The organism is Flavobacterium sp. DSR3-2 (assembly GCF_049896525.1).
In the GTDB taxonomy this organism is placed as follows: Bacteria; Bacteroidota; Bacteroidia; order Flavobacteriales; family Flavobacteriaceae; genus Flavobacterium.
Genome location: NZ_JAFCUM010000005.1, coordinates 83,874 through 106,781 on the forward strand (window position 1 = coordinate 83,874; position 22,908 = coordinate 106,781).

At 35.2% G+C, this 22,908-nt stretch carries 16 protein-coding genes; 10 read left to right on the forward strand and 6 right to left on the reverse strand.

Going from position 1 to position 22,908, the window contains the following annotated elements:
• Nucleotides 1-32 precede the first annotated feature (32 nt).
• From ACP7AV_RS08450 to ACP7AV_RS08485, 8 genes are all read left to right on the forward strand, one after another.
• On the forward strand, nt 33-482 hold the full coding sequence (locus tag ACP7AV_RS08450) for a hypothetical protein (protein WP_426091574.1): 450 nt from the start codon (nt 33-35) through the stop codon (nt 480-482).
• Between the two features lie 196 nt (nt 483-678).
• Entirely contained in the window at nt 679-2,355 is a 1,677-nt protein-coding gene (gene asnB / locus ACP7AV_RS08455; protein ID WP_426091575.1) for an asparagine synthase B, read from the forward strand.
• 173 nt (nt 2,356-2,528) lie between these two features.
• Nucleotides 2,529-4,154 (forward strand): amidohydrolase, encoded by a 1,626-nt coding sequence (locus ACP7AV_RS08460; protein WP_426091576.1) that lies wholly within the window; start codon nt 2,529-2,531, stop codon nt 4,152-4,154.
• A 194-nt stretch (nt 4,155-4,348) separates the two neighbouring features.
• The gene (gene asnB / locus ACP7AV_RS08465; RefSeq protein ID WP_426091577.1) at nt 4,349-5,965 is read left to right on the forward strand and encodes an asparagine synthase B; all 1,617 of its coding nucleotides are present in this window, start codon (nt 4,349-4,351) and stop codon (nt 5,963-5,965) included.
• Nucleotides 5,966-6,147: 182 nt separating this feature from the next.
• Nucleotides 6,148-8,091: a DNA topoisomerase (ATP-hydrolyzing) subunit B gene (gyrB, locus tag ACP7AV_RS08470; RefSeq protein WP_426091578.1), complete on the forward strand. Its 1,944-nt coding sequence runs from the start codon at nt 6,148-6,150 to the stop codon at nt 8,089-8,091.
• An 86-nt stretch (nt 8,092-8,177) separates the two neighbouring features.
• Nucleotides 8,178-9,113: a malate dehydrogenase gene (gene mdh / locus ACP7AV_RS08475; RefSeq protein ID WP_091203887.1), complete on the forward strand. Its 936-nt coding sequence runs from the start codon at nt 8,178-8,180 to the stop codon at nt 9,111-9,113.
• 225 nt (nt 9,114-9,338) lie between these two features.
• A complete protein-coding gene (secDF, locus tag ACP7AV_RS08480) occupies nt 9,339-12,311 on the forward strand; it encodes a protein translocase subunit SecDF (RefSeq protein WP_426091579.1) in 2,973 nt (990 codons plus the stop codon).
• 137 nt (nt 12,312-12,448) lie between these two features.
• Complete coding sequence (locus ACP7AV_RS08485; protein WP_426091580.1) at nt 12,449-13,063, forward strand: acyloxyacyl hydrolase; 615 nt, start codon at nt 12,449-12,451, stop codon at nt 13,061-13,063.
• A 58-nt stretch (nt 13,064-13,121) separates the two neighbouring features.
• Here ACP7AV_RS08485 and lgt read toward each other — a convergent pair whose 3' ends face one another.
• From lgt to ACP7AV_RS08510, 5 genes are all read right to left on the reverse strand, one after another.
• Complete coding sequence (gene lgt / locus ACP7AV_RS08490) at nt 13,122-14,048, reverse strand: prolipoprotein diacylglyceryl transferase (protein ID WP_426091581.1); 927 nt, start codon at nt 14,046-14,048, stop codon at nt 13,122-13,124.
• Between the two features lie 65 nt (nt 14,049-14,113).
• On the reverse strand, nt 14,114-14,362 hold the full coding sequence (gene yidD / locus ACP7AV_RS08495; protein ID WP_426091582.1) for a membrane protein insertion efficiency factor YidD: 249 nt from the start codon (nt 14,360-14,362) through the stop codon (nt 14,114-14,116).
• 58 nt (nt 14,363-14,420) lie between these two features.
• Nucleotides 14,421-15,899, reverse strand: coding sequence for a cysteine--tRNA ligase (gene cysS / locus ACP7AV_RS08500; RefSeq protein WP_426091583.1), 1,479 nt, complete (start codon nt 15,897-15,899; stop codon nt 14,421-14,423).
• Nucleotides 15,900-16,041: 142 nt separating this feature from the next.
• Nucleotides 16,042-16,713 (reverse strand): GTP cyclohydrolase I FolE, encoded by a 672-nt coding sequence (gene folE, locus ACP7AV_RS08505; RefSeq protein WP_426064311.1) that lies wholly within the window; start codon nt 16,711-16,713, stop codon nt 16,042-16,044.
• A 222-nt stretch (nt 16,714-16,935) separates the two neighbouring features.
• Nucleotides 16,936-18,141, reverse strand: coding sequence for a pyridoxal phosphate-dependent aminotransferase (locus ACP7AV_RS08510; RefSeq protein ID WP_426091584.1), 1,206 nt, complete (start codon nt 18,139-18,141; stop codon nt 16,936-16,938).
• Between the two features lie 128 nt (nt 18,142-18,269).
• Here ACP7AV_RS08510 and ACP7AV_RS08515 point away from each other — a divergent pair, with 128 nt between their 5' ends.
• On the forward strand, nt 18,270-19,598 hold the full coding sequence (locus tag ACP7AV_RS08515; RefSeq protein ID WP_426091585.1) for a PDZ domain-containing protein: 1,329 nt from the start codon (nt 18,270-18,272) through the stop codon (nt 19,596-19,598).
• Nucleotides 19,599-19,659: 61 nt separating this feature from the next.
• Here the strand turns inward: ACP7AV_RS08515 and ACP7AV_RS08520 are convergent, their stop codons facing one another.
• Nucleotides 19,660-20,046: a DUF1573 domain-containing protein gene (locus ACP7AV_RS08520; RefSeq protein WP_426064308.1), complete on the reverse strand. Its 387-nt coding sequence runs from the start codon at nt 20,044-20,046 to the stop codon at nt 19,660-19,662.
• A gap of 216 nt (nt 20,047-20,262) precedes the next feature.
• Here ACP7AV_RS08520 and ACP7AV_RS08525 point away from each other — a divergent pair, with 216 nt between their 5' ends.
• Nucleotides 20,263-22,896, forward strand: coding sequence for a valine--tRNA ligase (locus ACP7AV_RS08525; RefSeq protein ID WP_426091586.1), 2,634 nt, complete (start codon nt 20,263-20,265; stop codon nt 22,894-22,896).
• Nucleotides 22,897-22,908 lie beyond the last annotated feature (12 nt).

Consider the following 22,908-nt stretch of genomic DNA (forward strand, 5'->3'; position numbering starts at 1 on the left):
GGATGGTAAATATCCGCACTCCAAAAAAACCTATGACCTTCAAACAAAAAATACATATTCATTACCTGCAATTAGTTCAGGATCGAATCGACGTTTTCAAAGACATGATTGTGGCGCTTACCGAAGATTCTAAAAATGACGCTAAAGGTTCTGCCGGAGACAAACACGAAACCGCCTTATCGATGATGCACATTGAGCAGGAAAAACTAAATCGTAAATTGAGAGAAGTACTGGATCAAAAAACAGTTCTGGATAAAATTGATGCTGTTACAATTGCCGAAACAATTATTTTGGGGAGTTTGATAAAAGCGAACGGAATCTATTTGTATCTGAGTGTGGCGCTTCCTAAAATCAATATCGATGGAATCAATATTATCGCATTATCACCACAATCGCCTTTGGGAAATAAACTCATGGGAAATCAAGAAGGTTTTACTTTTGAGATTAATGGGACGAAGTATTTGGTGGAGAATATTGAATAAAACTCATCTCACCTGCGTTTCTTTTTACAATCCACAACTTCAATTCTGTTTTTATTATCTTTTAGTTACATTTTAAACACAAATTTTCTTTTTTAGTTATTATTTATAACTAAAAATGGCATTTGTGTTTTTCAATTAGAACTATAACTCCATCTTTGCCCTATCAAAATAAACAGAACAATAAAAATATATAGTTATGTGTGGAATAGTATGTGCCTTTGATTTAAAACAAAAAGCAGAAGTTTTAAGACCTCAAGTATTAGAAATGTCTAAAATTATCCGTCATCGTGGACCGGACTGGAGCGGAATTTTCAGTAATGAAAAAGCCATTTTGTCTCACGAACGTTTGGCAATTGTTGATCCTGCTTCTGGGAAACAACCGTTGTTTAGTGAAGACAAACAACTTATTTTAGCAGCAAATGGTGAAATTTACAACCACAGAGAATTACGTAAACAATTTGAAGGCAAATATAACTTTCAAACTGAAAGTGACTGCGAAGTAATTTTAGCACTTTACAAAGAAAAAAGCCCTCATTTTATAGATGAAATGAACGGGATTTTCGGATTTGCCATTTATGATGTCGAAAATGATGAGTATTTTGTCGCTCGAGATCACATGGGAATTATTCCATTATACATTGGTTGGGATGAACACGGAACTTTTTATGTTGCTTCAGAATTGAAAGCATTAGAAGGATATTGTACCAAAATTCAATTGTTTCCTCCTGGTCATTATATGTCAAGTAAAGATGGCGAATTTGTACAGTGGTACAAAAGGGAATGGGTTGATTATGATGCTGTAAAAGACAACGTAACCAACATTGATGATATTAAAGTCGCTTTAGAAGCAGCTGTTCACAGACAATTGATGAGCGATGTGCCTTATGGAGTTTTACTTTCTGGAGGATTAGATTCTTCAATTACTTCGGCTGTAGCCAAAAAATATGCACAAAAACGTATTGAATCTGGAGACGTAGCCGATGCCTGGTATCCCCAATTACATTCGTTTTCGGTAGGATTAGACGGTTCTCCGGATCTTGCAGCAGCGCAAATAGTAGCGGATCACATTGGAACCATTCACCACGAAATTAAATTTACTATCCAAGAAGGGTTAGATGCAATTAAAGATGTAATTTATAACTTGGAAACGTATGATGTGACTACAATTAGGGCGTCGACACCAATGTGGTTGATGGCAAGAGTTATTAAATCAATGGGTATCAAGATGGTGTTATCAGGTGAAGGAGCAGATGAGCTTTTTGGAGGATATTTGTATTTTCATAAAGCACCAAACGCGAGAGAATTCCATGAAGAAAATGTGCGTAAATTAGGAAAACTTCACATGTATGATTGTTTAAGAGCGAACAAAAGTTTAGCAGCATGGGGAATTGAAGGACGTGTGCCATTTTTAGATAAAGAATTTATGGACGTGGCGATGAGAATCAATCCACAAGATAAAATGATAAATGCAGAACATCCGATGGAAAAATGGGTGGTTCGTAAAGCTTTTGAAGAGATGTTACCGCCAAGTGTAGCTTGGAGACAAAAAGAACAATTTAGTGACGGTGTAGGATACGGTTGGATTGATACTTTAAAAGAAGTTGTAGCTGTTGAAATTTCAGACGAACAATTAGCAAATGCTAAATACAAGTTCCCTTTACAAACGCCTACCTCTAAAGAGGAATATTATTATCGTTCCATTTTTCATGAGCATTTTCCGAGTGATGCAGCGGCTTTGTGTGTTCCACAAGAAGCAAGCGTTGCATGTAGTACAAAAATTGCATTGGAATGGGATGAAGCGTTCAAAAACATGAATGATCCTTCCGGAAGAGCGGTGTCGAGTGTGCATGATGACGCGTATATAAAAGCATAAACAGTATTGAAATAAGATTTTTAAAATAGATAGAACGCTCTCCTTTTCGAGAGCGTTTTTTTATGGAAAATAAATTTAGGAAGAAATATAGAATTTGAAAAAACGTTATAATTACGGATTGTCCAAAATAATTAGGCGAGTTTTTTTATATTAGCACAACTAAAATGTTTATTATGAAATTTATTACACTATTCTTTGGTTTATTCTTATTGATTTCTTGTGATCAAAAAAATAAAATTTCCGTTGATACCATTATTACCGATGTAACGATTTACTCGGTCAATAACTCTTTTGAGACCGCTTCGGCTATGGCAATAGATAAGGGCAAAATTGTGGCTATTGGTACTAATCGTGAAATTACAAAACAATACGAATCTAAAAATACGATACAAGCGGAGGGAAAATTCATTTACCCTGGCTTAATTGATGCGCATTGCCATTTTTATAGCTATGGATTAAGTTTACAAGAAGCTGATTTGCGTGGAACTAAAAGTATGGACGAAATAATTACACGCTTAAAGACTTTTCAAAAAGATAAAAATCCAACGTTTATTGTTGGGAATGGTTGGGATCAGAACGATTGGAAAGTCAAAAAGTATCCAACAAAAGCAGATTTAGATGCCGCATTTCCTGATATTCCTGTAGTCTTGAATAGAGTAGACGGGCATGCAATAATCGTAAATAGCAAAGCGTTGAAGTTAGCTGGAATTACGAAAGATACGAAGGCTGTTGGCGGTCAGATTGAAATTGCAAACGGGGAACTAACAGGAATTTTAGTAGATAATCCAATGGAATTAGTGTTTAAGATAATTCCAAAACCAACTCGTAAGATACAAATTGCCGCCTTATTGGATGCCGAAAAAGTGATGTTTGATTACGGATTGACAACCGTGAATGATGCAGGATTGGATCCGGATATTATTCATTTGATGGATAGTTTGCAGAAAGCAAAATTGATGAAGCTAAATGTATATGCTATGGTGACAGCAAATCAAAAAAATATCGATTTATATTTAAATAAAGGAATTTATAAAACGGATAATCTAAATGTGCGTTCCTTTAAAATGTATGGCGATGGTGCTTTGGGTTCGCGTGGCGCTTGCATGCACAAACCGTATTCTGATAAGCCCGACCAATATGGTGCTTTGCTGGCACCAGTTCCAGAATTAAAAGAAGTAGCGAGACAAATTGCGGCTTCAAAGTTTCAGTTAAATACACATGCCATTGGCGATTCAGCAAATACGGTGATTTTGAAAATATACAAAGAAGTTTTGACAGGCACAAAAGACAGAAGATGGAAAATTGAGCATGCGCAAGTTCTGCGTGAAGCTGATTTTGACTATTTTAGATTCGGAATTATTCCTTCGGTTCAACCCACACATGCCACATCAGATATGTATTGGGCTGAAGACAGATTGGGGAAAGAAAGATTAAAAAATGCCTACGCCTACAAAAAACTACTTCAAAAAGCTGGAATGGTAGCTCTTGGAACTGATTTTCCTGTGGAAGAAGTGAATCCGATGCTAACTTTTCATGCTGCCGTAGCCCGAAAAGACAGTAAAGAATATCCAAAAGGTGGTTTTCAAATGGAAAATGCTTTGACCAGAGCCGAAACTTTAAGAGGAATGACCATTTGGGCCGCTTTTTCTAATTTCGAAGAAAAAGAAAAAGGAAGTTTGGAAGTTGGGAAATGGGCTGATTTTGTAATGTTTGATCAGGATTTAATGAAAGTGGAAGAAAATAAGATAGTGAAAATGAAACCAACGAACACGTATCTAAAAGGTCAGAAAGTTAAATAATAGCTATGAATAAATTTGATGATTTACAGTTGTAATAGGCTGTTTTAATTTAGTGTTGTTTGAATTACATTTTTAAGATAAAACGCATCTTTTTGTTTTAAAAAGCAACTAAATACACGAATTATGTTTTGTATTTGTAACTGCTATCGCATATTTGTCAAGTTGAATTGGTAAAAAAATTAAAATTTAATGTTATGTGCGGAATATTAGCCATTATCGGAAGGGGAAAAGATGAACAATTTTTTGGGGAACTTTCAAAAAGAATGACGCATCGTGGTCCGGATGAAAGTGACGTACATGTGACTGAAAAAGGACATATTTTAAGTCATGAAAGGCTGTCTATAATCGATTTACATTCCGGAAAACAACCGATACAAGGCACAAAAACGGCCTACATGGTACATAATGGCGAAATATACAATCATCAGGAATTAAGAGATGGTGTTTTGAACGGGCATACTTTTAGAACCAAATCAGATTCAGAGGTTATTGTGCATTTGTACGAGGAGTTTGGCTACGATTTTTGCAATCGTTTAGATGGAGACTGGGCTTTTGTAGTTGTTGATGGAGATGATTTTATTGCCAGCAGGGACCCGCTGGGAGTGAAACCATTGTATTATGGACTAGACGAAAGAGGAAGAATTTATTTCTCCTCTGAAATGAAACCTATTGCGGATCAATGTAGAACCTTTTCTACTTTTCCTCCGGGACATTATTACACTCAAAAAACGGGTTTTGTTAAGTATTACAAACCAGAATACGAAGATTATTTAAAAGCCGACCAAGAGTTAGATTTAAAATTAATTAGAGAGACGTTGACCGAAGCGACTCGTAAACGGTTAATGAGCGATGTGCCAATTGGAGTGTTGCTTTCAGGAGGATTGGATTCTTCTTTGACATCAGCAATTGCCTCCAGATTATTGGCTGAAACCGGTAAAAAATTGCATTCCTTCTCAATAGGTTTAAATGCGGATTCTCCGGATGCGGCCGCTGCAAGAAAAGTGGCGGAATTTTTAGAAACAGAACACCATGAAGTTCATTTCACTGTCGAAGAAGGAATTAAAATTCTGGATAAATTAATCTGGCATCTTGAAACGTATGATGTGACATCAATAAGAGCAAGTACGCCCATGTATTTTTTATCAAAAGCGATTACGGATTTGGGAATAAAAGTGGTGCTTTCAGGAGAAGGAGCCGATGAGATTTTTGGAGGGTATTTGTATTTTAGAAATGCACCTTCAACTGAAGATTTTCAAAAGGAAACCATCGAAAGAGTACAGAAATTATTTACTGCCGATTTATTACGAGCCGATAAATCAACGATGGCTCATGGATTAGAGACTAGAGTTCCGTTTTTAGACAAAAAGTTTTTGGAAATCGCTGTTCGCATCAAAACAGAAGAAAAGATGCCTAAAACGTACGATGGAAAAGAAAAATATATTTTAAGAAAAGCATTTGATACTCCTGAAAACCCGTATCTCCCGGATGAAGTTTTGTGGAGACAAAAAGAACAATTTTCAGATGGTGTGGGTTATCAATGGATTGATGAATTGATTGATTATTGTGCGACACAAGTTACGGATGAGCAATTATCGGGCGCAGCGACTGAATTTACATACAATTCTCCTACAACTAAAGAAGCCTATTTATACAGGTCGATATTTAATAAATATTACCCACAAGTAAGTGCCGCACAAACGGTTAGGAAATGGATTCCAAAATGGCAAGAAAACCTAGATCCAAGCGGAAGAGCCAATGCAGCGCACGTTAAAGCCGATACCGAAATTGCTAAAACAGGAATTACGGTTTGAAACAATAATTTCAATATTTGTAAATGAAGAACGCTCTCAATTTTGAGAGCATTTTTTTTATAATTATATGAACAAATGTTAATAACTTAAGGGCTTAAAAAGGGATTTTAACGGTTATATAATTTGCGTTTTTATATATTTGCGTGTTATACAAAAATTACATTTTTTAGAATAAAATATATATGAGCGAAGAAATCAAGAAGGACAGTTATTCAGCAGATAGTATTCAGGCATTAGAAGGAATGGAGCACGTAAGAATGCGTCCTTCGATGTATATCGGAGATGTGGGTGTTCGAGGACTACATCATTTAGTATATGAGGTTGTAGATAACTCTATCGATGAGGCAATGGGAGGCCATTGTGATACCATAATAGTTGATATTAATGAAGATGGATCCGTTTCTGTTGAAGATAATGGGCGTGGTATTCCGGTAGGGATTCACAAAAAAGAAGGTGTGTCGGCATTGGAGGTTGTAATGACCAAAATTGGTGCTGGAGGAAAATTTGATAAAGATTCTTATAAAGTTTCTGGAGGACTTCACGGTGTTGGGGTTTCTGTTGTAAACGCTTTATCGAATCATCTGAGAGCTACTGTTCACAGTAGTGATGGAAAAGTATATGAGCAAGAATATGAAAAAGGAAAGGCGTTGTATCCAGTTAAGCAAATTGGGGAAACTACTAAGAGAGGAACTATTGTAACTTTCTATCCGGATCCAAGCATATTTACGCAAACAATAGAGTTTTCTTATGATACTTTATCCGCTCGTATGCGTGAATTATCTTTTTTAAATAAAGGAATTACAATTACTTTTACAGACAAAAGAGAATTAGATAAAGAAGGAAATTTTGTTTCAGAAATTTTTCATTCTACTGAAGGTCTTAAAGAATATATCCGCTATTTAGATGGAAATCGTGAGCCAATCATAGCGCATGTTATTTCCATGGATAATGACAAAGGAGAAATTCCAGTTGAAGTGGCTTTAATTTACAACACCAGTTACACGGAAAATATTTTTTCTTATGTAAACAATATTAATACGCACGAGGGAGGAACACACTTGCAAGGTTTTAGAACTGGTTTGACCAGATCACTAAAAAAATATGCAGATGCTTCTGGAATGTTAGACAAATTGAAATTTGATATTTCCGGCGATGACTTCCGAGAGGGATTAACGGCGATTATTTCGGTAAAAGTTGCTGAACCACAATTTGAGGGACAGACTAAAACCAAACTTGGAAACAGAGAGGTTGTTTCTCCGGTAAGTCAAGCGGTCAGTGAAATGATTGAAAATTATTTGGAAGAAAATCCAAATGACGCCCGTATTATTGTTCAAAAAGTAATTCTTGCAGCACAAGCGCGTCACGCAGCCAAAAAAGCGCGTGAAATGGTACAACGCAAAACCGTAATGGGTGGCGGTGGATTACCAGGAAAATTATCAGACTGCTCAGAGCAAGATCCTGCAAAATGTGAAGTATACCTTGTCGAGGGAGATTCGGCGGGAGGAACCGCAAAACAAGGTCGTGATCGTGCGTTTCAGGCTATTTTACCGTTACGTGGTAAAATTTTGAACGTAGAAAAAGCAATGCATCACAAAGTTTTTGAAAACGAAGAGATTCGAAATATATTTACGGCACTGGGCGTTACAATAGGAACTGCGGAGGATAGTAAAGCATTAAATATTGAAAAGTTACGCTACCATAAAGTAATCATTATGTGTGATGCCGATGTCGATGGTAGTCACATTTCTACTTTAATCTTAACGTTCTTCTTTAGATTTATGAAAGAATTAATCGAAGAAGGGCACGTATATATTGCAGCACCACCTTTATATTTAGTCAAAAAAGGAAACAAGAAAGAATACGCTTGGAATGATTTACAACGTGATCAAGCAAATGAAAGAATGGGCGGAAGCGCAGGAATTCAACGCTATAAAGGTCTTGGAGAGATGAATGCAGAGCAATTATGGGAAACCACAATGGATCCAAGTTTTAGAACGTTGCGTCAGGTAACTATTGACAGTTTGGCGGAAGCCGATAGAGTTTTCTCTATGTTAATGGGTGATGAGGTGCCGCCAAGAAGAGAATTTATTGAGAAAAATGCAGTTTACGCAAATATCGATGCGTAACGTAATGTAATCGTTCGTTTTTATTTGAATAGATTAACACAAAAACAAGTAACCAAATTAACAATTAACCGAATAAACTTTAAAATATGAAAGTTACCATTGTAGGAGCAGGAAATGTAGGAGCAACATGTGCGGATGTAATTTCTTATAGAGGAATTGCCAGCGAAGTAGTGTTATTGGATATTAGAGAAGGTTTTGCTGAAGGGAAAGCATTAGATATCATGCAATGTGCCACTAATACAGGTTTTAATACCAAAGTATCAGGTGTTACCAATGATTATTCTAAAACAGCAGGAAGTGATGTAGTGGTAATTACATCAGGAATTCCAAGAAAACCAGGAATGACTCGTGAAGAACTAATTGGAATTAATGCAGGAATTGTGAAAACAGTTGCTGAAAATGTATTGAAGCATTCGCCGGATACTATTATTGTAGTGGTTTCAAATCCTATGGATACCATGACATATTTAGCATTGAAATCTACTGGATTGCCAAAAAATAGAATTATTGGGATGGGTGGAGCTTTAGACAGTTCTCGTTTCAGAACATATTTATCTTTGGCTTTAGACAAACCTGCTAATGATATTTCAGCAATGGTTATTGGTGGGCACGGTGATACTACTATGATTCCTTTGACAAGATTAGCTTCTTACAACGGAATCCCAGTTTCACAATTTCTTTCGGAAGAACAATTGCAAAAAGTAGCTGCGGACACTATGGTAGGTGGAGCTACACTTACGGGACTTCTTGGAACATCGGCTTGGTATGCTCCGGGAGCTTCAGTTGCTTTTTTGGTGGATAGTATTTTGAATGACCAAAAGAAAATGATCGCTTGTTCTGTTTTCGTTGAAGGAGAATATGGTCAAAATGATATCTGTATTGGTGTTCCATGTATTATTGGTAAAAATGGAGTGGAAGAAATTCTTGACATTAAACTAAATGATGCTGAAAAAACCTTATTTGCTAAAAGTGCTGATGCCGTTAGACAAATGAATGACGCTTTAAAATCGATTTTGGTATAAAATTTACATAGAAAAAAGATAAGACTGCATCATTGCAGTCTTTTTCTTGAGATTAATCTATAAATAAATTGGTTAATCTTAACGTTAATTATATATTTGCTCGGTTTAAAAAAAATGAAGTAACTATTGAGATTCTTTTTTAAATTTAAAAATGGATGTAAAATGTTGTTTTACAAGGTTTAAAGCAAAAATAAATAAATAAAAAATAATTAATTTTTAGTAATAATGCAGAATAAAGGACTTATTAAATTTTTCGCAATTCTATTTGCATTGGTAAGTATTTACCAACTTTCTTTCACTTTTGTCGCAAGCAAAGTAAAAAACGATGCAAAATCTTTTGCTAATGGAAATGCTGACAAAGAAGTAAAATATTTAGATTCTATTGGTAAAGAAGAAGTATTTAATCTTGGGTTCACTAATTTTACTTTTAATGAAGTAAGTGATAAGCAGATCAATAAAGGTCTTGACTTAGAAGGTGGTATCAATGTTATACTTCAAATATCTGTTAAAGATATTTTAAAAGGATTATCTAATAATTCTAAAAACCCAGTTTTCAATAAGTCTTTGGCTGATGCGACTGCAGATTCACAAGGAAATAAATCGTATTTAGATAAGTTTTTTGATGCTTTTGATGCCAATTCAAAAGGAACTGTAAAATTAGCTTCTCCTGATATTTTCGCGAACAGAAGTTTGCAAGGTGAAGGTGGAGTAGATTTTCAAATGACGGATGCACAAGTAAAAAAGGTTATCTCCAGAAAAGTAGATGAGTCTGTAGAAAGTGCTTTTGGAGTTTTAAGAAAACGTATTGACCAGTTTGGTGTAACGCAGCCTAATATTCAAAAATTAGGAAATTCAGGTCAAATTCTTGTTGAACTTCCAGGTGCAAAAGATGTAGATCGTGCTAAAAAATTATTATCAAGCACAGCTCAATTACAGTTTTGGGAAACATACAAAATTGAAGAAATAGGTAACTTTTTAATGGCTGCTAATGAGTCATTGAAAAAAACTGAAATCAATACGACTGAAGTAAAACCAGTTGTGAAAGATTCTTTAAGTGCGTTACTTACTGATGCTAAAGATTCAACTGCTGCTAAAAAAGGAGAAAATCCTTTATTTGATAAAATTATTGGTCAAGGCGGAGGTCCGGTTTTGGGACTTTTCTCTCCAAAAGATACTGCCGTTGTAAACGGATATTTGAAAAGAGCTAATATCAGAATTTTATTAGCCGGTGACCAACGATATGCAAAATTTGTTTGGGGTAAACCAATGATAATAAAAGATGCTAAAGCAAAAGATGTTGATGCTGTAGAATTATACGCTTTAAAAGGAAATAGAGATAATGTGCCTGCAATGAGCGGTGGCGTAATTACTGATGCAAGCGATACATTTGATCAAAGTGGTAAACCGGCTGTTTCTATGCAAATGAACGGTCAAGGTGCAAAAGCTTGGGAAGAATTAACTGGTAGAGCATATACTCAAAAAAGCAATATCGCTATTGTTCTTGATGATATCGTTTATTCCGCACCTGGAGTTTCTACGGGCCCAATATCAGGTGGTAGATCTGAAATTTCAGGAGCTTTTGATGTAACAGAAACTAAAGATTTAGCAAATGTTTTAAGAGCGGGTAAACTTCCTGCAGCTGCAGATATTGTACAGTCAGAGGTTGTGGGTCCATCCTTAGGTCAGGAAGCAATTGATAATGGTACTAACTCCGCTCTGATCGGATTACTTTTAGTATCACTTTGGATGATGATTTATTATGGTAAAGCCGGATGGTATGCAAATGTTGCACTAGCGGTTAACTTATTATTCTTATTCGGAATTTTAGCAAGTCTTGGAGCAGTATTAACATTGCCGGGTATTGCTGGTATTGTTCTTACAATGGGTACTGCAGTGGATGCAAATATCATTATTTACGAAAGAGCAAAAGAAGAATTGCGTGCTGGTAAAACTCTGGAAGAAGCGGTTAAAACTTCGTACAGCTGGAGAGGTGCGATGTCATCCATTACAGATGCGAATGTAACCCATATTTTAACTGGAGCTGTGTTATTTATTTTTGGTTCAGGACCAATTAAAGGTTTTGCCACTACATTATTGATCGGTATAGTAACATCTTTATTTACTTCAATCTTTATTGCAAGGATCTTCATTGACTGGAATATAAGCAAAAAGAACAATTTGACTTTTGTAACAAATTTTTCTAAAAATATGTTCAATAACTTTCATTTTGATTTCTTAGGAATGAAAAAATGGACTTATTTGTTCTCCAGTATCGTTGTAATTATTAGTGTTATTTCATTAGCAACAAACGGTCTAGATCAGGGAGTTGATTTCGTGGGAGGAAGAACATTCCAAGTGCGTTTTGAAAAACCAATTGAAACAGAAACTGTAAAAGCAGAATTAGCAAAAGTTTTTGATGGTAGTGCTGAAGTAAAAGTTTTTGGTAATAATAATCAATTAAAAATAACTACCAAATTTAAAGTTCAAGAACCAGGAATAAAAGCAGATGAAGAAGTGAATAAATTATTATTTACCACTTTAAAACAGCATTTTTCAGCAGATATGACGTATGACAAATTTGTTAATTCTTATGATGGTAAAAAATTAGGTATTTTACAAGCTTCTAAAGTTGGTCCAACGGTAGCAGAAGATATCAAAACTAATGCATATTGGGCAGTACTTGGAGCAATGGCAATAGTGTTTTTATACTTAATGATCAGTTACAGAAAGTGGCAATATAGTTTAGGTGCGATTGCCGCCATCGCACATGATGTTATTTTTGTATTAGGAATTTATTCATTATGCTATAAATTCATGCCTTTCGGAATGGAAATCGATCAGCATTTTATCGCTGCGATTCTAACCGTTATTGGGTATTCTATGAATGATACTGTTATTGTATTTGACAGGGTTAGAGAGTTTTTAGCAGGTAAAACTAAAGGAACGTTCTCTGATATTGTAAATCAGTCAATTAATACAACCATGTCCAGAACAATCAATACGTCATTAACAATGATTGTTGTTTTGTTAATAATGTTCGTTTTCGGTGGGGAATCAATCAGAGGATTTATATTTGCTATGTTAGTAGGTATTGTAGTGGGAACATATTCTTCATTGTTTATCGCAACACCGGTGTTGGTGGATACAATTTCAAAAGAAGATAAAAACAAGGTTGAAAGAGCACATTTAGAAGACTAAAATTTTTTTCTATACTTTATAAAAAGAGATTCAGCGAAAGTTGAATCTCTTTTTTTTGTTGTAAACCAAAGTGTGATTTTTAATTCGTAATTTAACAGTTGATTGTAAAGAGCGGAAGAGTTTTAAATCTAAATTCTATGAATAAAAAAGCACTTCTTATTGTAATTGTTATTTGCAGTTCAATCCCATTTTATGCGCAAGATAAAGGCAATAGAATTGAATTCGGCTTTGCTTACGGATCAGGAAATGAATTTAAAAATAGAAATTATACTTATACGAACCAATATTTCAAGTTGCAATTATATTACAAAATAAAGGATACAAAGCGCTTTAAATATGAATTAGTACTGCAACCAGAGCTTAATTTTGCAAAACACCAACTCTTAAATTTGTATTTCGTAGCACCTGATGAACCGGATTATGAAGCTAAACGGGAGATGTATACAAAGCTAAAGGATGTAAAAGAATATGTTTTTAATATTGGCTTTCTGGCAAGGAAACCAGTCTTTAAATCGGCCTCTATTTATGTATTAGGAAGTATCGGACCAATGATTACAGATACGGAAACGGAGCGCTTGTCTAAAGGTTTTGCCTTCGCAGATGTTTTAGCCATAGGATTCACTTGCAAAGTTAACAGAATTACATTGGACATACGGCCAAATATTCGTCACATTTCTAACGCTGGTCTACAGAAAAAAAATTCCGGTTATAATACAAAAAACATTGATTTTGGATTTTTATTTTCCCTATAAAAAAAGCGTTAGCTACTTTGATGTCGCTAACGCTTTTTTTTCGAAACGAAATGATTTTTTAATTCGTTAATTCTTTTTGAGCTGTAAAAATGAAATACAGTCCTATAAGTATAAATGGAATACTGAGCCATTGTCCTGTTGAAAACAAGCCTAAAGCGCTTTCGAAACCACCCTGACTTTCTTTGACGGATTCCACTATGAAACGAACGGTAAATAAAAGAACGAGGAACATTCCAAAAATAAATCCAGTATATTTTCTTTTTTCGGTTTTCCAATACATAAAAAACAAGATAGCAAAAACAAAAATATAACAAAATGCTTCGTATAACTGTGTAGGATGTCTCACAGGAACCTGTTCCAGTAAAGTTGCGAATTTAGGCTCTGTTGCAATGGCTGTATAAGCCTCTTTAGGATTCGCTATTTGAGTTGCATTGACAGCATCCATCGGACTAAAATGATCTTTAATGAATTTTATTCCAAAGGAAGATGTGGTTTCATGACCAATAATTTCCGAATTGAAAAAGTTGCCTAATCTGACGAAAATGGCGCCACTCGCTACAGGAATAACAACACGGTCTAAAATCCATAACTGTGGTCTTTTCAATATATTTTTGCTATAAAAATACATGGCAATTATTATAGAAATAGCAGCGCCATGACTTGCTAAACCTTGATATCCTGTAAATTCAAAACTCGGACTAAATCGAAAAGGTAAAATAATTTCTAATAAATGATTGCGGTAATATTCCCAATCGTAAAAGAAAACGTGTCCCAAACGAGCACCAATTAAGGTCGCCAACACAGTCCAGATAAACAAAGAATCCAATTTCTCTATCGATTCACCTTCTCTTTCGAAGATGTGTTTCATGATGTACCAGCCTAATCCAAAAGCAATTACAAACATTAAGCTGTAATATCGAATGATAAAAAAGCCTAAATCGATTCCTTCTGATGGATTCCAAACGATGTTTAAAGCGTGTGTCATTTAGTGTTAAATTTATTTATTAGTCGTAAAAATAGAGTTTTTAAGTACATATATGCTCAAAAAGGTTAATGTTTGTGATTGCATGTTTTTTCTGGAACAGGATCATAGCCCGTTTTCCCCCAAGGATGACAACTCAAAATGCGTTTTACTCCTAAAAATCCTCCGTAAAACAAACCGTGAATTTGTAAGGCTTGGATCATGTAGGATGAGCAAGTCGGTTCAAATCGGCAAGCGGAAGGTGTAAACGGAGAAATAGCAACTTGATAAAATCGAACTAATAGTATAAAAGGAAATATGAGGATTTTTGAAATCATATTTTATTAGTTTCAATTTAAAATTCTGCACTAATCATTAAAAATGGATAACTGAAGACTAAATGCTAAATGTTGTTCCTTCTTTTCCGTCTTTTAACTGAATTCCTAAAGCAATTAATTGGTCTCTAATTTGATCGGACAAAGCAAAATTCTTGTTGTCTCTGGCCTGTTTTCTCATTTCGATAAGTATATTCACTGTCCCTTCTAACTTATCGTTACTGCTGTCCGAAACTTTTTCATCTTCTAAACCTAGAACGTCAAAAACAAATGCATGCATTGTTTTTGCAAAATAATTTAAGTCATCGGCATTCAAAGTTTCTTTTTCATCCTTTAATAAATTGATAAATCGAACGCCTTCAAACAACTGCGCGATCAAAATTGGCGTATTAAAGTCGTCATTCATCGCGTCATAACAGGACTGTTTCCAAGCAGCAATATTAACCGTGCTTTTTGTGCCAGCAGTGATCTCTTTTAATGAATTCATCGCTTCCATTAATCGTTTGTATCCTTTTTCGGCAGCAACAATGGCGTCATCAGAGAAATCAAGAATACTTCGGTAATGCGCCTGTAACATAAAAAATCGCGCAACCGATGCTGAGAAAGCTTTACTCAAAATCGTGTTTTCTCCCGTCAATATTTCTCTTGGTAAAATATTATTGCCCGTAGATTTAGCCATTTTTTTACCGTTCAAGGTGAGCATATTGGCATGTAGCCAATAATTAACTGGAGTTTGACCGGTACAGGCTTCGTTTTGTGCGATTTCGCACTCATGATGCGGAAATTTTAAATCCATTCCGCCACCATGAATGTCAAAATGATTGCCTAAATATTTAGTGCTCATTGCGGTACATTCTAAGTGCCATCCTGGAAATCCATCGCTCCAAGGCGAAGGCCAACGCATGATATGTTGGGTTTCCGCTTTTTTCCAAAGCGCAAAATCCTGTGGATTTCTCTTGTCACTTTGTCCGTCAAGATCACGGGTATTGGCAAGCATATCCTCAATATTCCGTCCGCTTAATCGTCCGTAATGATTGGTTTGATTAAATTTTACCACATCAAAATAAACGGATCCATTGGCTTCATAACCAATTCCTTTTTCAATGATAGTCTTTATAATTTCGATTTGTTCAATAATGTGACCCGTTGCCGTTGGTTCAATACTTGGTGGCAAAAAGTTAAATTCATTCAAAATGTCGTGAAAATCTACGGTATAACGCTGTACAACTTCCATCGGTTCCAGTTGTTCCAGACGCGCTTTTTTGGCAATTTTATCCTCGCCTTCATCCACATCATCCACAATATGGCCCACATCAGTAATGTTCCTAACATAGCGCACTTTGTAATCCAAATGTAGAAAATACCTGAAAATCACATCAAAAGACATAAAAGTACGCACGTTTCCAAGATGCACATTGCTGTAAACCGTTGGCCCACAAACATACATCCCAACATTTCCTTCGTGAATGGGTGTAAATGTTTCTTTTTCTCCCGAAAGAGAATTGTATATTTTAAGCGTTTGCGTATTGTATAAAGGCATTGCAGATTATTGTTTTCCCCACCCCAGCCCTCCCCGAAGGGAAGGGAGTTGAGCCGTGAATGTGTTGTTAATAATTATTGTAATCTTGCTCTGATCTTACCAGACTAGGCTCCCTCTCCTTTGGAGAGGGTCGGGGAGAGGATTAGAACTTTGTTTCTAATTTAATATAGTCGAGAAACTCTCTACGAGTTACACTATCTTTAAATTTTCCGCCAAATTCAGATGTCACAGTGCTACTTTCTATATCACTAATTCCTCTTGAATTTACGCAAAGGTGTTTGGCATCAATCACGCAAGCTACATTTTCGGTGCCTAAAGCAATTTGTAATTCCTGAACAATTTGCATCGTCAAACGCTCTTGAACCTGAGGTCTTTTGGCATAATATTGCACAATACGATTCATTTTAGATAAACCAATAACTCTTCCGTTAGAAATATAAGCCACATGCGCTCTTCCTATAATGGGTAATAAATGATGTTCACAGGTAGAATACACGATGATGTTTTTTTCAACTAACATTTCACCGTATTTGTAATTGTTGTCAAATGTGGAAGCTTTTGGCTTTTTTGCAGGATCCAAACCTCCAAAAATTTCCTTGACAAACATTTTAGCAACACGATTGGGTGTGCCTTTTAAACTATCATCGGTCAAGTCCATTCCAAGTGTAATCAGAATACTCTCGACGTCTTTTTTTATTTTTTCAATTTTTTCATCATCAGTAAGGTCAAAAGCATCGTCTCTTACTGGATTATTCGCGGATAAACTAACATGATTGTCTCCTAATTCGTCTTGCAATTCTTCGTTTTTTATCATTAAAAGCAACTATTATAGTGGGTATAAATATTTAAGGGGTAAAGATAAATAATAAAAAGTAAAGAATTTCTATCGCTCTTATTATTTAAGACTACTTTGTCGATTAATCAGGAGATTTTTTTTGTTTTTTGGACCTAAAAAGAAAGGCAATAACGGGTGTGTTATTGCCTTTTTATAAAATACTTCCGTTTACTCAATGAGTACAACTGAAGTATACGTTAATTACGCTTTTGTTTGGGCTGCATTGTAAACAGGAATTGCTGCTTTTAGTATGCGTACGGCACTTATTAAGTCTTCTTTTTTCAAAACATAAGCAATACGAACCTGATTTAATCCCATTCCGGGTGTCGAGTAAAACCCAGCTGCGGGCGCTACCATTACCGTTTCACCATTTAGGTCATAACTTTCTAAAAGCCACTTTGCAAATGCATCAGCGTTGTCCACCGGTAGTTGCGCGATACAATAAAAAGCTCCTTTTGGTTTGCTTATAATAACACCGTCTATTTTATTTAACTCTTCAATCAGAGTGTCTCTTCGTTCTCTATATTCTGAAATTACTTCGTCAAAATAACTTTGCGGTGTGTCCAGAGCGGCTTCGCTTGCAATTTGTTCAATGGTTGGCGGGCTTAATCTTGCTTGTGCAAATTTCATTGCAGCAGCCATGACTTCCTTGTTTTTAGAAACAATACATCCTATTCTTGCGCCACACATACTGTATCTTTTAGAAACAGAATCAATCATAATGGCGTGTTCTTCAAGTCCGGGAACATTCATTACAGAATAATGTACATCTCCATCATAAGTGAATTCACGATATACTTCATCAGAGATTAAGAATAAGTCATGTTTTTTGACCAATACTGCCAGTTTCATGATTTCTTCTTTGGAATATAAATATCCAGTTGGATTTCCTGGATTGCAAATAAGAATCGCTTTTGTTTTTGGAGTAATCAGTTTTTCAAAATCTTCTACAGCCGGAAGAGCAAAACCAGTTTCTATTGTCGAAATTACAGGGACAACAGTAACTCCTGAAGCCGTTGAAAATCCGTTATAATTTGCATAAAAAGGCTCGGGGATAATGATTTCATCGCCGTGATCCATAGTGCTTCCCATGGCAAACATAAGTGCCTCTGATCCACCAGTCGTAATTATAATGTCCTCGAGATTTACCGAAATACCTTGATTGATATAATATGCCGATAATTTTTTTCTATAACTTTCGTTTCCGCCAGAATGACTGTATTCTAAAATAGTTAAATTAATATTTTTTACAGCATTCATGGCAACTTCTGGCGTTTTTATATCCGGTTGACCTATGTTTAAATGATATACTTTATTTCCTTTTTTCTTGGCAATTTCTGAATACGGAACCAATTTTCGTATTGGCGATTCTGGCATTTGTTTGCCTTTGTTTGATATTGTTGGCATAGTCTTAAATTATTGAATTGCAAATTTGCAATTTTTTTTCCGAATTTATTCTAATCAAAAGGTGTATATATTGTTAAATCTGCATTTTGATATTATTTATTTATTAATTTTATGGAAAAGAAAAAATAATGAAAAAACCGCTCTTTTTATTACTTATCTACTGCTGTGTTTGTTCAGCTTATTCGCAACAAGGATTCCAGTTTGAAAAAGAAGCAAATAAGATAAGTGTTCCCTTCAAATTAATCAACAATTTGGTTTTTGTACCTATTAAAGTGAATGGGATAGAATTAAATTTTTTGCTGGACACTGGTGTAGTTGAAACTATATTGTTCAGTTTAGAAGATAAAAAAGAAGTCCGTTTTTTTAATATTGAAAAAATACTATTAAAAGGATTAGGAAGCCAAGAGGCTGTTGAAGGATTGAAATCGACAAATAATATTTTAGAATTTAGCAGTCTAAAGAATAGAAATCACATGCTTTATATTGTTTTAGACCCTGATTTTAATTTATCATCTCACATTGGTATTCCCGTAAACGGTATTATTGGATACCAGTTTTTTAGAAATAATTTAGTCAAAATTGATTACCGAAAAAGAAGAGTTGTCGTTTACAAAGACACGGATAAAAACAGAGTTAAAATGGCTAAAAAATTTAGCTCCATTCCTATATCTATCGAAAATTCGAAACCATATTTAAAAAGCAGCATTAATCAGAGTAATCGTGACGTAACAGTTAAATTATTGGTTGATATTGGTAACAGCGATGCAATTTGGTTGTTTCAAGATCGCTCAAAATGGATTAAAGTTCCAGAGAAAAATTTTGATGATTTTTTGGGCAGGGGTTTTAGTGGCGATGTTGAAGGCAAAAGAGCCCGAATTGAGAAATTTCAGATGGGGGATTTTATCTTCAATAATCCGGTTGTGGCTTTTCCAGACTCCATTTCAATTAGAAACGTTTCTATGGTGCCAGACCGAATGGGGTCAGTAGGTGGCGAAATCATGAGACGGTTTACGGTCATATTTGATTATAGGGAACAGCAACTTTATTTCAAAAAAAACAGTGATTATCAAGCTCCTTTTAGTTATAATAAAAGTGGTGTTGAAATACAGCACAATGGTTTGCAGTGGGTTCAGGAAACTGTGCGCATGGGAACAGTTCCGTTAAGTACGAGATATAATGAATCCGGCGGGGTTAGTGTAACTACTGATTTTAAATATAAATTTAAATTGAAACCTATTTATGAAATAGCTAACGTTAGGAAGAATTCGCCCGCGGCAAAAGTAGGATTGCAAAAAGGAGATATTATTATAAAAATTAATAACAACATTCCTTATCAATATTCTTTGCAAGAAATCAATTTTCTTTTTAAGTCGGTAGAAGATAAGTGGATTGATATTGAGATTGAACGGGAAAGCCAAATTTTAAAGTTTCGGTTTAAGCTGGACGATATCTTATGACAATAAAACGCTTTTGGAAAAATTATCCAAAAGCGTTTTTAATTTATTTTTAAGTCTAAAATTAATTGGAAATCACTTCTCCTTTTATTTTCAGAGCAACTCTACCAGCTTCGTAATTCACTGCATTTGACTCAACTGTTATTGTTTTTCTGATGGGTCCAGGAGCCATGTTGTATTTTACAGTTATTTTTCCTGTTTTTCCAGGCATAATTGGTTCATCAGGTTTTGTAGGAACCGTGCAACCACAAGTAGAAAGTACATTAGTAATAATTAATGGAGCATTACCTGTATTTGTAAAAATAAAATCACGAGAGCCATTTTCATTCTTGGTAACTTTTCCGTAATCAATCGTGTTGTCTTTCGCGGCAAACTCAATTTTAGGGCCATTTTGAGCAAAACCGATGCTGCTGATCAATGCGAATGCGAATAAAATTAAAGTTTTTTTCATTTTCATTTATTTAAAATCTTTTAGTAAAATTAGTTTCTTTTAATTAATGCACAAATTTTTATTTCTCTTTTTATAATCTACTTAATTATTTACTTTTGTTCCGCAATTTAATTGCAAATATTAGACCAAAATATAAAATGTACCTGTTGCTTTTGTTATCAGTTTAACATAGGCAACAAACACTTGAATTTAACGAGTAAACGAATCCACGATAAAATGACAATTCCTGCACAATTTGACGCTAAAACTATTGAAAATAAGTGGTATGACTACTGGATGAAAAATAATTATTTTCATTCGGAGCCAGATCACAGAAAACCATATACCATTGTGATTCCGCCACCAAATGTGACTGGAGTTTTGCACATGGGACACATGTTAAACAATACGATTCAAGATGTTTTAATTAGAAGAGCGCGTCTTAAAGGGTTCAACGCATGCTGGGTTCCGGGAACGGATCACGCCTCAATTGCAACTGAAGCAAAGGTAGTTGCCAAATTAAAAGCGGAAGGAATTAATAAAAATGATTTGACTCGCGAAGAATTCTTGGCGCATGCCTGGGAATGGACGGATAAATATGGTGGTGTAATTTTGGATCAATTAAAAAAGCTGGGAGCTTCTTGTGACTGGGAACGAACCAAGTTTACGATGGATCCTGATATGTCAGCGTCGGTGATTCGTTCTTTTGTAGACTTATACAACAAAGGACTGATTTATAGAGGATACCGAATGGTAAACTGGGATCCCGAAGCCAAAACGACTTTGTCTGACGAAGAAGTAATTTATGAAGAACAACAAGGAAAATTATATTTCTTAAAATATAAAATCGAAGGAAGTGAAGATTTCCTGACGATTGCAACCACACGTCCGGAAACTATTTTTGGAGATACTGCAATTTGTATTAATCCAAATGACGAACGATTTGCTCATTTGAAAGGCAAAAAAGCCATTGTACCCATTTGCGGAAGGGTAATTCCAATTATTGAAGATGAATATGTCGATATCGAATTTGGAACAGGCTGTTTGAAAGTAACTCCGGCGCACGATATGAATGACAAGGCATTGGGAGAAAAGCATAATTTGGAGATTATTGATATTTTCAATGAAGATGCTACTTTGAATAGTTTTGGATTGAATTACCAAGGAAAAGACCGTTTTGTAGTTCGTGAGGAAATTTCCAAAGAATTAGAAACAATTGGTGCTTTAGCAAAAACAGAAATTCACTTGAATAAAGTGGGAACTTCGGAGAGAACGAAAGCCGTAATCGAGCCTCGTTTGTCTGACCAATGGTTCTTGAAAATGGAAGATTTGGTAAAACCGGCTATTAAATCCGTTTTGGTCGATGGTGATATTAAATTACATCCTGCTCGTTTTAATAATACGTACGCACACTGGTTGAACAACATTCGCGATTGGAATATCTCGCGTCAATTGTGGTGGGGACAACAAATACCTGCGTATTTCTATGGTGATGGAAAAGAAGATTTTGTGGTTGCCGAGAATATAGAAGATGCTTTAGAATTGGCAAAAGCCAAAACTTTAAACTTGAAACTTGAAACAAAAGATTTAAGACAAGACATTGATGCTTTGGATACTTGGTTTTCCTCTTGGCTGTGGCCAATGTCTGTTTTTGGCGGAATTATGGATCCGGAAAGTGAAGATTTTAAATATTATTATCCAACGAATGATTTAGTTACCGGTCCGGATATTTTGTTTTTCTGGGTAGCGAGAATGATCATAGCAGGTTATGAATATACAGGCAAAAAACCATTTACAAATGTATATTTGACTGGTTTGGTTCGTGACAAGCAAAGACGTAAAATGTCTAAATCATTAGGGAATTCCCCGGATCCTTTGGATTTAATCGAAAAATTTGGAGCTGATGGAGTTCGTGTGGGATTGCTTTTGAGCGCTTCTGCAGGAAATGATATTATGTTTGATGAAGAATTGTGCAATCAAGGAAAGGCGTTTACCAATAAAATCTGGAATGCGTTCAAACTAATAAAAGGTTGGGAAGTTTCGGATGCCATACCGCAACCGGAATCATCAAAAGTTGCGATTGAATGGTATGAAGCCAAATCGCAACAAACGCTTTTGGAAATCGAAGATAATTTTGAAAAATATAGAATTTCCGATGCGTTGATGGCAATTTATAAATTGGTTTGGGACGATTTCTGTTCATGGTTTCTTGAAATGATAAAACCAGCGTACCAACAGCCAATTGACAGCGTAACTTTGGCGAAAGCCATAGCAATGCTGGAAAATAACTTGAAATTATTGCATCCGTTTATGCCGTTCTTGACAGAGGAAATTTGGCAAATTCTTGCTCAAAGAACTACAGAAGAAGCATTAATCGTTTCAACTTGGCCGGAAATGAAACCGTTCAACGCCAGTTTAATTGCTGATTTTGAGAATACAATTGAAGTGATTTCTGGGATCAGAACAATTCGTAAAGACAAAAATATTCCTTTCAAAGATACAATCGAACTGAAAGTAGTAAATAATGACAAAGCCGCCACTTATTTTGATTCGGTAGTAACAAAATTAGGGAATATTACTTCATTAGAATATGTTTCAGATAAAGTGGACGGAGCATTATCTTTCCGTGTAAAATCAAATGAATATTTCATTCCAATAACCGGAAACATTGATGTAAAAGCTGAGATTGCTAAACTTACGACAGAGTTGGAGTATACGCAAGGTTTCTTGAAATCGGTTCAAAACAAACTGGCAAATGAGAAATTTGTGGCTGGTGCGCCAGAGAAAGTATTGGCAAACGAAAGACAAAAAGAAGCCGACGCTTTGGCAAAAATTGAAACTATCGAACACAGTTTGGCGGGTTTGAAATAACTTCAAATTCTT

What these genes read in the sequence shown, in the direction of transcription:
- ACP7AV_RS08450 (WP_426091574.1), top strand. Translation starts at nt 33, where the DNA reads ATGACCTTCAAACAAAAAATACATATTCATTACCTGCAATTAGTTCAG.
- asnB (WP_426091575.1), top strand. Translation starts at nt 679, where the DNA reads ATGTGTGGAATAGTATGTGCCTTTGATTTAAAACAAAAAGCAGAAGTT.
- ACP7AV_RS08460 (WP_426091576.1), top strand. Translation starts at nt 2,529, where the DNA reads ATGAAATTTATTACACTATTCTTTGGTTTATTCTTATTGATTTCTTGT.
- asnB (WP_426091577.1), top strand. Translation starts at nt 4,349, where the DNA reads ATGTGCGGAATATTAGCCATTATCGGAAGGGGAAAAGATGAACAATTT.
- gyrB (WP_426091578.1), top strand. Translation starts at nt 6,148, where the DNA reads ATGAGCGAAGAAATCAAGAAGGACAGTTATTCAGCAGATAGTATTCAG.
- mdh (WP_091203887.1), top strand. Translation starts at nt 8,178, where the DNA reads ATGAAAGTTACCATTGTAGGAGCAGGAAATGTAGGAGCAACATGTGCG.
- secDF (WP_426091579.1), top strand. Translation starts at nt 9,339, where the DNA reads ATGCAGAATAAAGGACTTATTAAATTTTTCGCAATTCTATTTGCATTG.
- ACP7AV_RS08485 (WP_426091580.1), top strand. Translation starts at nt 12,449, where the DNA reads ATGAATAAAAAAGCACTTCTTATTGTAATTGTTATTTGCAGTTCAATC.
- lgt (WP_426091581.1), bottom strand. Translation starts at nt 14,048, where the DNA reads ATGACACACGCTTTAAACATCGTTTGGAATCCATCAGAAGGAATCGAT.
- yidD (WP_426091582.1), bottom strand. Translation starts at nt 14,362, where the DNA reads ATGATTTCAAAAATCCTCATATTTCCTTTTATACTATTAGTTCGATTT.
- cysS (WP_426091583.1), bottom strand. Translation starts at nt 15,899, where the DNA reads ATGCCTTTATACAATACGCAAACGCTTAAAATATACAATTCTCTTTCG.
- folE (WP_426064311.1), bottom strand. Translation starts at nt 16,713, where the DNA reads ATGATAAAAAACGAAGAATTGCAAGACGAATTAGGAGACAATCATGTT.
- ACP7AV_RS08510 (WP_426091584.1), bottom strand. Translation starts at nt 18,141, where the DNA reads ATGCCAACAATATCAAACAAAGGCAAACAAATGCCAGAATCGCCAATA.
- ACP7AV_RS08515 (WP_426091585.1), top strand. Translation starts at nt 18,270, where the DNA reads ATGAAAAAACCGCTCTTTTTATTACTTATCTACTGCTGTGTTTGTTCA.
- ACP7AV_RS08520 (WP_426064308.1), bottom strand. Translation starts at nt 20,046, where the DNA reads ATGAAAAAAACTTTAATTTTATTCGCATTCGCATTGATCAGCAGCATC.
- ACP7AV_RS08525 (WP_426091586.1), top strand. Translation starts at nt 20,263, where the DNA reads ATGACAATTCCTGCACAATTTGACGCTAAAACTATTGAAAATAAGTGG.